Raw genomic sequence first — 10,374 nt, 5'->3', positions numbered from 1 at the left:
CATGGACTCGCGCGCGGCATTGGCCAACGCCACATTGGCCGTATCCAGCGCCGCCTCGTCGAGGTACTGCGGCACGCCGGGATCGGACGGCTGCGGCGGCTCCGGCAATAGCCGCACCAGCAACCGCGCCAAACGCTCTACCGGCAGGATGAACACCAGCGCCAGGGCCAGATTAAATGCGGTGTGGAAATTCACCACGATGCGCGCGGGCGAGGCACCCAGCGGGGTCATCCAGCCAGCGATCAGCGGCAGCAACGGCAGGCAGACAATGCAGCCAAACAAGCGCACCAGCAGGTTGCCCAAGGGCAGGCGGCGGGCCACCGCACTATTGGCATCGAACAATGCCGGCAACGTGGCACCGAGGTTGGCGCCCAGGACCAGGGCCAGCGCACCCGGCGCATTGATGACACCGGCATTGGCCAGCGAGACGATCAGCAGCACCATCGCCACGCTGGAATGGCAGGCCCACGACAGCAACGCCGCCACCAGCACTGCCAGCACCGGCTCGCCGGCCAGGCTTTGCAGTACCGCATGCAAGGCCTGCGCACTTTCTACCGGCGCCAGCGAAAGCACCAGTAAATGCAGGGAGAGCAGCATCAGGCCGAGGCCGATCGCCACCCGGCCGAGATTTTCATAGCGAGCGTCGTCGCTGCGCCGATGCACCACAAAGCCCAGCAGGATCAATACCGGCGCAATCACCGAGATGTCGAACGACATCACCTGCACGATCAAGGTGGTACCGACATTGGCGCCCAGCATCACCGCCAGCCCTGGTGCCAGGCCAAGAAAACCGCTGGCCGCGAACGAAGCCGCCATCAAGCCGGTAGCGGTACTGCTCTGCAGCACGGCGGTAATGCACACGCCGAAAGCAAAGGCAGCCGGGCGCCGACCGAGATAACGGCCCAGCCAACGGCGCAACGCGCTGCCATAACCACGCAACACGCCGCTGGTAACCATATGCGTGCCCCACAACAAAAGGGCGACGTAGCCGGCAATGTCGAGTAAGGCGAACGTGCCTTTCATATCCAGCTCCAGATAAATATTGGCTATCTATCTTCCAGCCTCTCCATGTGAGAGATCGCTGGAATAGACGGCCGCCTGCGGGAGTACTGCTCGATCTACGCTCCTATGCAGCGAAGCCACACGACGGCCCTGCCTCGACCCGCTCCCCCAAGCAATGGCCATGGGGAAGCGGGCTGACGTTACAGCCAGCGTCCGTACCGGCGAATGTAGATCAGCTTTACTAGTTGGGTCAGCACGCAGTAGGTGAACACGGTTAGCGCCACCCAGGCGAAGTACACCGGCGGCAACGCCACCATGCCGAATTTCGCGCCCAGCCCGGTGAAGGGCAAGAAGATACCGATCACAATGGCGGCGGCGGTCAAGGCCAGTACCGGCGCGGCCGCGATGCTTTGCAGGAACGGGATCTTGCGGGTACGGATCATGTGCACGATCAAGGTCTGGGTCAGCAAGCTCTCGACAAACCAGCCGGTCTGGAAAAACGCCTGATGGTCGGGTGAGTTGGCGCCGAACACATGCCACAGCAACAGATACGTCGTGATATCGAAAATCGAGCTGACCGGACCAATCCACACCATGAAACGACCGATATCGCTGGCGTCCCACTTACGCGGCTTGCGCAGGTATTCCTCGTCCATGCGATCGAACGGAATCGACAACTGCGAAACGTGATACAGCAGGTCGAGCACCAGCAATTGCAGCGGCAGCATCGGCAGGAACGGCAGGAACGCGCTCGCCACCAGCACCGAGAACATGTTGCCGAAGTTAGAACTGGCGGTCATCTTGATGTACTTGATGATGTTGCCGAAGGTGATGCGCCCTTCGATCACCCCCTCTTCAAGCACCATGAGATTCTTTTCGAGCAAGATGATGTCGGCCGACTCCTTGGCGATATCGGTGGCCGTATCCACCGAAATGCCCACGTCCGCCTCGCGCAATGCCGGCGCGTCATTGATGCCGTCGCCGAGAAAGCCGACGGTGTGGCCCTGGCGCTGCAGTGACTTCACCACGCGTGCCTTCTGCAGCGGCGACATCTTGGCAAACACCGTGGTGCGCTTGACCAGCTCGTCCAGCTCGGCGTCGTCCAGCGGCTCGATGTGCTTGCCCTGCGCCGAATGCTCGACGTTAAGCCCAACCTCGCGGCAGATCTTGCGAGTGACCGCCTCGTTGTCGCCGGTAATCACCTTCACTTCCACGCCATGGTGATTCAGCGCAGCGATGGCGGTGCCGGCGGTGTCCTTCGGCGGATCGAGGAAGGCCAGGCAGCCAACGGCGATCAGATCGGTTTCGTCAGCAACGCCATAGGCGCGATCAGCCGGCGCCTGGCGCTTGATCGCCACCACCAGCACGCGCAGGCCGTCCTCGTTGAGGTGACGGGTCATCGCCTTGATGTCGGCGCGCTGCGCCTCGTCCATCGGCAGAATCTCGTCGCCAGCCTTGGCGTAGGCACAGATCGACAGCATTTCCTCGACCGCGCCCTTGCACACCAGCAGCTCGTGACCATCGCCATTGGCCACCACCACTGACATGCGCCGGCGCTGGAAGTCGAACGGGATCTCGTCGACGATGCGGTAATGCGCGGCGGTGGGCTCCAAGTCGCGATGCGATAGCACCGCCTTGTCCATCAGGTTTTTCAGGCCGGTCTGAAAACGGCTGTTGAGGTAACCGTATTCCAGCGCCTCGTCGGACTCTTCGCCGTACAGGTCGAGGTGCCGCTCCAGCACGATCTTGTCCAGCGTCAGCGTGCCGGTCTTGTCGGTGCACAGCACGTCCATCGCGCCGAAGTTCTGAATCGCATTGAGGCGCTTCACCACCACTTTGCGGCGCGACATCGCGATAGCGCCCTTGGCCAGGTTCGCGGTCACGATCAGCGGCAGCATTTCCGGCGTCAGACCGACTGCCACCGACAACGCAAACAGGAACGCCTGCACCCAGTCGTGCTTGTCCAGGCCGTTGATGACGAAGACGATCGGTACCATCACCGCCATAAAGCGGATCAACAGCCAGCTGACGCTTTTGACGCCGCGATCGAAGCTGGTCTGCACCCGCTGCCCCACCACCGTACGCGCCAGCGAACCCAGATAGCTGCGCGGACCGGTGGCCACGATCACCGCGGTGGCGGTGCCGCTGACCGCGTTGGTGCCCATGTAGCAGACGGTGCTCAGGTCTAGCGGGTTATCCAGTGCGCTTTGCTCGGCCGCCTCGTCGTTGGCCGGCCCGCGCAGCGGTGCCGACTTCTCCACCGGCAGCGATTCGCCGGTGAGAATGGCCTGACTGATAAACAAGTCTTTCGCGCTTAGCAGACGCAGATCGGCCGGCACCATGTCGCCGGCCGCCAGGTGCACGATGTCACCGACCACCAGCTCGGCCACCGGCACTTCGATGCGCTCGCTATGGCCGTCCGAGGCCCGTCGTGTCACCGTGGCGGTATTGCGCACCATCGCCTTCAGTTTCTCGGCCGCCTTGGACGAACGGTATTCCTGGCTGAAGCTCAGCAGCACGCTGATCAACACCATCGCCGAGATAATCGTCGGCCCGGTCAGATTCGTGTGATCGGTCGCCAGCTGCACGCCCGCCAGTACCAGCAACACCACGATGAACGGGTTCTTGAAAGCATGCAGTAGCTGCAGCGTCCAGTGCGGCGGCTTCTCGTGCGATACCTCGTTCAAACCGTCGCGGTCCAGCCGCTCGGCGATTTGCTCCTCATTGAGGCCGGCGACGCTGGTATCGAGCGCGGCCAACAGCGCCTCGTTATGACGGAACGCCTCCATCGCCACGGCAATACGAACCGGGGCGGGTGCGCCCTTGCCGGCCGCCTTGCTTGCAACGGTCTGGGTGGAATGCTTATTCATGACTCGCTTCCGTGGATTTCGATAACACTTGCGGCGGACCAGCGAGCCGGTGGGGTCAACCCACACGCGACGCCAACACCTTTAACCCGATCACTGGCTGATCTTCAGCAGAATGACCCTGAATAAGCACCGCGGGGCCGGCACAAACCAACCCCTGCGGGCTTCACGCTGCTTTATCTATCGACTAGATACCAGCTGTAGATGACCGTGCGTTTGCGATGACGCATTTTGTGACACGGCATGGTCATGCCAATGTGCCACCGGCCGGCCATGGGCCGCATCGGCGTCCCAATGCATATCGATCACGTTCGCGCCGCTCGGCTTGAGCAGCGGTTCGGGCACGGTAATGGTGAAAGAGCGACGCACAGCGTCACGGCGACCGAGCAGCGGCAAACGAGCCGCGGTACGCAGACGGAAAAAATCGCGAAGGAGCTTCATAGCCCATCTCCTCGTAACGACGCCAACGGCGTCGTCAGGGGTGGGCCGGACTTCCCTAGTCGAGGAAAGCGCCAGCCGACCGCAGGCGGTCGCCGCAGACAATCAGCTTGTTATGCAATGCCGGCACCCGATGCTCGCGGATGTCGACGTTGCGACTAGGGTAAACGTCCATATGCCTTGGTTTGGTAAGACAGGAAGCCAACGGTCGCAGGACGCGACCGGCAGCCGGCGTATTGTCGTGCTGCACTGCGGGAGTGTCAACCCATGGAAACAAAGGCTTTAACACGAAAGTTTCTGCGGCTTCTCCGCATGCTCACGAGCTGCCGCCAGCGCTGGCATAGACCCCAGCCGACACCCTGTTATAGCCCTGCCAGCGCATGGGACTATGCTCTGGCCGTCAGCATGTGTATCTACCGCATCTCGCTCGCCGGACCTGCCTCGTTATTCCACCGACGTCATCGCAGTGAAGAGGAGAAGGGCTATGCATCAGCAGGCTATCGATCAACGTCAGCGACTCGATTTCATTTGGCTGGAGCTGACCGCACGCTGCAATCTGGAATGTGTCCACTGTTATGCAGACTCCGGCCCGACCCGAGCGCTGAACGATGGCATGCGGCTTGATGACTGGATCGACGCACTTGATCAGGCCGCCGCACTAGGCTGCAAAAGCGTCCAGTTCATCGGCGGCGAACCGACCCTCTACCCCGGCCTGCCCCAGTTGATCGAACACGCGCGCCTTAGCGGCTTTGAACATCTGTGCGTCTATACCAACGGCACCCATTTCACCGACCAGCTGAAAAGCGTTTTCCTTACCCATCGCGTCAGCCTGGCGTTCTCCGTCTATGGCTCCAGCGGCGCGGTGCACGACCAGGTTACCCAGCGCAAAGGCAGCTTCGCCAAAACCGAGCACGCGCTGCGCTGGGCCAGCGCCGCTGGCCTGCCCGTGCACGCCAGCATTATTGCCATGAGCATCAATGCCGACGACGTTGGTCAAACCGAGCGCATGCTGCACGAAGCGGGCGTCTCGGCCGTGCACACCGATCGGCTTCGCGGCCTTGGCCGTGGCTCGCACGAACGTCCCTCGCAGCCGCCGTTAAAGGAGCTCTGCGGACGCTGCGGCGACGGCAAGCTGTGCGTCAGTTCGAGTGGCGATATTTATCCCTGCGTATTCGCCCGATTCAGCCCGCTGGGGCATATCAAGAGCCACGGCCTCGAACAGGTATTTTATGGACGTCCATTACATGATTTTCGCGATGCACTGATCGATGCGCACGCGCCGGCGCAACACCCTGCCATCGCGGCGGCATGCTCACCCGAGGAGCCGGCACCACCGTGCTCGCCCGAACGCGATCCGGGGAAATGCGGACCAGAGATTCCGCCACCCGATTGCGCACCGGAGAAACCCAGCATCTGCGAACCCGAGCGCGCCGCCTTCCATGCCGGCCCGTTGACCCGGAAATATCTCTGAAGAGGCCGCCATGAAAAGCGGCTACCGCATCCTCGATGCCGACCTGCATACCATCGAGCCCGATGATTTGTGGTCGCGTTATCTGGATGCACCGTTCAGGGCGCAGGCACCCCGGCCCAGGCCGGCCGTGTCGGCGCCCGCATACCTATCGCAAACACCACGACACCAGCACTACCGCGCCGCCGCTGCGGCGGGTTACGACCCAGCATCGCATCTGCGCGCCATGGCCATCGAAGGCATCGATATCGCGGTGCTGTTCGGCACCCGCGGCAGGCATGTGCAAATGCATGACGATCTTGACTCGGTTTTTGCCGATGCCATGGCGCGTGCGCACAACGATTGGACGCATGACTTTTGCGCGCACGATCCGCAACGGCTGAAATTTGCCGCGCAAATCGCCTATCACGACGTATCGCTCGCCGTGCGTGAAGTTGAGCGTGCCGTTGAAAAACTTGGCGCCGTAGCGGTGATCGGCAACCCCAACCCGGTGAATGGCCGGCATATTCACGACGCCTGTTTCGAGCCGTTATGGGAGGCTGCCGCGCATTTCGGGGTGCCCATATGTTTTCATCCGACCGGCGTCTGGAGCTTGCACGACGATATCGGCCGCCGCTTTATCGATCACACCGGCGCACACATGATCACCAATGCCGCGCGCAATCCGTTCGAGCTGATGCTCGCCTTTGCCAGCCTGGCGACAGGCGGGGTTTTTGAGCGACACCCGCGGCTGACATGCGCCTTTCTGGAAGGCGGATGCGGCTGGCTTCCCTGGTGGCTGTGGCGCCTGGACGATACCTGGGAGAAATTCCCCGAGGACATCGACATCCCGCTGCCACTACGACCCAGCGAATATTTCAGCCGCCAATGTTTCGTCTCCGTCGATGCCGGCGAAAAGTATCTCGCCGAGGTCATCACCGCCATAGGCGATACCCGCATCGTCATCGCCACCGATTACCCGCACCGCGACAGCATGTTCCCCGACACGGTCAGCAGCTTTATCGCGCGTGACGATTTATCCTCACGGACAAAATCACGCATCCTGTGGGACAACGTGGCGTGTCTTTATCCACGCGCCGCGGTGGGTGCATGACGCTACCTGCGTCAGCCGATCAACTCGCCGGCTGAAACACCAGCCCTTGCTGCACCAGCGGTTCGAACAACCAATGGTCGGCCAGCAGGAATGCGAACAATGCCATCAAATAGACGATGGAATAGTTGAATACCTTCATCGCGAACAGCTCGTCCGGCGGATTCAACAAACGCACGGCGTAGTAAAGAAAACCGCCGCCGAGCACGACGGCACCACCGAGATAGAGCAGGCCGCTATAACCCGTCAGTGTCGGCAACAGCGTCACCAGCACGAGCAGGATGGTGTAGAACAACACGTGCCAGCGGGTGTAGACCACGCCGTGAGTCACCGGCAGCATCGGCACCTGCGCGCGCGAATAATCGTCGCGGCGAAAAATCGCCAAGGCCCAGAAATGCGGCGGTGTCCAGACGAAAATAATCAGGCACAGCTGCAGCGCAAAAGGATGCAGCGAACCGGTTACCGCGGTCCAGCCGAGCACCGGCGGAATCGCCCCGGCAAGGCCGCCGATGACGATGTTCTGTGGCGTCGCACGTTTCAAATACGCGGTGTAGACCACGGCGTACCCAATCAAGCCGCCAAAGGTAAGCAGCGCGGTCAGTGGATTCACCAGCAGCACCAGGACCAGCATCGATACCAGGCCCAGGGTCAGTGCGAACAGCAGTACCTGTCGTGGCGTGAGATGTCCGGTGGCGAGCGGCCGATGTGCGGTGCGCGCCATCAATTTGTCGATGCGTTGGTCGATCAGGTGATTGAAGGCGGCAGCCGAAGCCGAAGCCATCCAGATACCGATGGTGCCGAAGAGCAAGGCGCGCCACGGCGGAATACCCGGTACCGCGAGGAACATGCCGATGATGGCGCAGAACACCAGCAAGGCAACCACGCGCGGCTTGGTCAGCTCGAGATATTCGCGAAATACGCTGGACTGCGTTTGTCCTGATTTCATTGGACCCGATTTCATCTGGCTCGATTTCATTGGGCCAGCTTGAGTTTTCTTCGCCATCTCAGTTCGACCCCAGGTAGCGAAAGCTCGATTCATCAGGACGGCGCTGCGTGCGCGCCAAGCTGGCCAATAGCGTGAACAACAACAACGCCGCCACGCCATTATGCAAGGTGGCCACTGGCAGCGGCAGGCCAAAGTGCACATTACTCACGCCGAGCAACACCTGGACCAGCAGCACCAGGAAGATCGCCAAACCGTAACCCTGCAAGCCACGGCGCGATGTCTTGAAAGCCAGCCAGCTGAGATAACAGAACACCACCAGGGCGCCGATACGGTGCGCGATCTGGATGGCGCTACGCGCCGCCATATCGAGCACCCCGCCCTCATAGTTGACGCCAATGCCACGCCACAGCACAAAAGCTTGCTTGAAATCGGTAGGCGGCGACCATTGTCCCAGGCATTGCGGAAAATCAGTACCGCAAGCCAAGGCCGCATAGTTGGCGGACGTCCAGCCGCCTAAAGCAATCTGCGCCAGCAGCAGCACGATGCCGAAGATCACCAGCTTGCGCAGCCCGGCATATGCATCGTCGCGCGCACCGACACCAGCAAATCGCAGCGCGACATAGGCCAGCAAGGCGAACGTCGTAATACCTCCGAGCAAATGCCCCATCACTACGATGGGCTTGAGCAGCAAGGTCACCGTCCACATGCCCAGCATGGCCTGGAAGATAATCACCGCCAACGCCAGCACACTGATTCTCCACGCGCCCGGCTGCTTTAAGCCCACGGCGGCGCACATCGGCAGGCCAATGGCGAAAACCGACAGCAGTGTGGACCACGCGTGCTCTCCGCGCATATACAGCCCAACGCCCAGCGCTGCGAAGACCGCCCCGGCTATCACCGCGTAGCGCGCCCACGGCTTGCGCCAGCTGGCGATCAAGGCCAGCGCCAGCACCAGCACGCCAAGCGTACCGGCAAGAAAACGATGTACCTGTTCGCGCCATGCCTTATGCGTTTCGTAAGGGCGATCCGGAAAAGCCTGATTCGCCTGAGCGACTTCATGCGCGTGCTCCGGCCAACTTACCTTGCCGTAGCAGGTCGGCCAATCCGGACAAGACAAGCCGGCATTGGACAGCCGCACAAAGGCGCCGAACATCACCACCCCAAACGCGAACACCGCTGCAAGCAAGGCCAGCCCACGCAGCATTTTCACCATGCCGGCGGACATCAGCGGATGACCTTTTGCAAATCTTTACGCAAACCGGTGGGGTCGAAACCCGCGGCATACAGCGACAACGCCGTGCCGTTGGATTCCACCAACAAGGCAGCCACGCTGTCGGGCTCGCTTGGCCGATAACGGGCGAGCTTGCCGTCAGAGTCGGTGCCGAGCTGCCAATAATTCTTCATGCCGTCCTGCCCGGAATCTACCGGCGGCGTGCCGAGATAAAGCAGGCGCAGGCGCGGGGCATTGCGATTCAAGGTGATGCGCGCCGCCGCCATCTTGGTCAAGGTATCCACGCACTGCGCGGCGCAATCAGGCCCGGCCAGGGCGATCAAGGTAAGCTGCGGCTCGGCGGCGCGCCATGCCCATGACTGGCCATCGCTCAACTGCACGCGCAGATTTTCGTCGGCGAAATTGCGCTGCGGGGCAATGGGCTGGCCATTGGCCTTACCGCTGGGCTGCCAGCCGGTAAAGGTGAGAATACCTGCGGCGATCATCGGCGCAGCGAATACCGCCATGATTAAAAGCAGTTTTAGACGGCTATTGCGCAGCGCCGGGTTGGCTGGCTTGTTCATGGACTATCCGTACTTTTTGAATGACGTCGATTCGGCTTGCGGCGACGATGCAGGACCACAAAGATCACCACCGCCGCCAGCGCAAACGTGAACCATTGAAAGGCATAAGCACGATGCCGGGCCGGCGGCATCGAGGAGAAATCGAGCGTGTGCTCGCGCACATAAATCGATGCCGGGTCGGCATCCAGGGCCAGCACCAGCGGGTACACCGGGCGAGCAAGATCCGACGCGAACTGCTTCGCGTCGAAGTAAATGGTGGTCTTGGGCCAATGTGCCTGTTGCGCCAGCGCATTGCCGCCCATCTCGTAGCCGACGCCGGGCGGCGGCAAGTAGAGACCTTGCAAGCGCTGCTCGCCGCTGGCTAGCGGCGGTAGTTGCGGCGCCTGGTCGGTGCCGTTGCCCGGCAGAAATCCGAGATCGACCAGCAACAGTTGATCGCTGCCGGCAATCCGCAATGGAACGAAAACCTCGACGCCGCCGCGTTGATCGTGTTTGGGATTGTCGAGCAGATAGACCCGATCGCTTAGATATTCGCCACGCACTTGCACGCGTGCAAAGGCATCATTCGGCGGTGCATCGGCTACTGCGGCAAAATCGCGCAGAGGTGCCGTTGCCGCTGTGGCATACCGTCGCAGAATTTCCTCTTTCTCGTCGGCGCGATGCAGCTGCCAGACGCCTAAATGCAGGAACAGCAAGGTTCCGGCCAGGGTCAGCAACACGGCCCACCAGGAAGGACGGCGCAGTCCGTTCACGCGGAGCCACCGCGTAC

General features: G+C 61.6%; 9 protein-coding genes. 2 read left to right on the top strand and 7 right to left on the bottom strand.

What is annotated here, in order from left to right; all coding sequences use genetic code 11:
* From OUZ52_RS01615 to OUZ52_RS01605, 3 genes are all read right to left on the bottom strand, one after another.
* Nucleotides 1-1,023, bottom strand: a 1,023-nt coding sequence (locus tag OUZ52_RS01615) for a Na/Pi cotransporter family protein (RefSeq protein ID WP_266156552.1), incomplete at its 3' end; no start/stop codon positions are given.
* A gap of 179 nt (nucleotides 1,024-1,202) precedes the next feature.
* A complete protein-coding gene (gene mgtA, locus OUZ52_RS01610) occupies nucleotides 1,203-3,872 on the bottom strand; it encodes a magnesium-translocating P-type ATPase (protein WP_266156551.1) in 2,670 nt (889 codons plus the stop codon).
* A 177-nt stretch (nucleotides 3,873-4,049) separates the two neighbouring features.
* Nucleotides 4,050-4,310 (bottom strand): hypothetical protein, encoded by a 261-nt coding sequence (locus tag OUZ52_RS01605; RefSeq protein WP_266156550.1) that lies wholly within the window; start codon nucleotides 4,308-4,310, stop codon nucleotides 4,050-4,052.
* A 481-nt stretch (nucleotides 4,311-4,791) separates the two neighbouring features.
* Here OUZ52_RS01605 and OUZ52_RS01600 point away from each other — a divergent pair, with 481 nt between their 5' ends.
* Entirely contained in the window at nucleotides 4,792-5,778 is a 987-nt protein-coding gene (locus OUZ52_RS01600) for a radical SAM/SPASM domain-containing protein (protein WP_266156549.1), read from the top strand.
* A 10-nt stretch (nucleotides 5,779-5,788) separates the two neighbouring features.
* Nucleotides 5,789-6,868 (top strand): amidohydrolase family protein, encoded by a 1,080-nt coding sequence (locus OUZ52_RS01595; RefSeq protein WP_266156548.1) that lies wholly within the window; start codon nucleotides 5,789-5,791, stop codon nucleotides 6,866-6,868.
* Between the two features lie 19 nt (nucleotides 6,869-6,887).
* Here the strand turns inward: OUZ52_RS01595 and cyoE are convergent, their stop codons facing one another.
* Genes cyoE through OUZ52_RS01575 form a run of 4 tightly spaced genes read right to left on the bottom strand, consistent with a single transcriptional unit; the run spans nucleotide 6,888 to nucleotide 10,357 of the window.
* Complete coding sequence (gene cyoE / locus OUZ52_RS01590; protein WP_266156547.1) at nucleotides 6,888-7,811, bottom strand: heme o synthase; 924 nt, start codon at nucleotides 7,809-7,811, stop codon at nucleotides 6,888-6,890.
* A gap of 58 nt (nucleotides 7,812-7,869) precedes the next feature.
* On the bottom strand, nucleotides 7,870-9,036 hold the full coding sequence (locus OUZ52_RS01585; RefSeq protein WP_266156546.1) for a COX15/CtaA family protein: 1,167 nt from the start codon (nucleotides 9,034-9,036) through the stop codon (nucleotides 7,870-7,872).
* Nucleotides 9,036-9,605, bottom strand: coding sequence for a hypothetical protein (locus OUZ52_RS01580; RefSeq protein ID WP_266156545.1), 570 nt, complete (start codon nucleotides 9,603-9,605; stop codon nucleotides 9,036-9,038). Before OUZ52_RS01580 ends, OUZ52_RS01585 begins: the two co-directional genes overlap by 1 nt.
* Nucleotides 9,602-10,357 (bottom strand): SURF1 family protein, encoded by a 756-nt coding sequence (locus tag OUZ52_RS01575; protein ID WP_266156544.1) that lies wholly within the window; start codon nucleotides 10,355-10,357, stop codon nucleotides 9,602-9,604. Before OUZ52_RS01575 ends, OUZ52_RS01580 begins: the two co-directional genes overlap by 4 nt.
* Nucleotides 10,358-10,374: the final 17 nt, after the last annotated feature.

The organism is Dyella silvatica (genome assembly GCF_026283955.1).
GTDB lineage: Bacteria > Pseudomonadota > Gammaproteobacteria > Xanthomonadales > Rhodanobacteraceae > Dyella_C > Dyella_C silvatica.
Note: the sequence above shows the minus strand (reverse complement) of the source record. Positions and strands in the feature narration are given on the sequence as shown.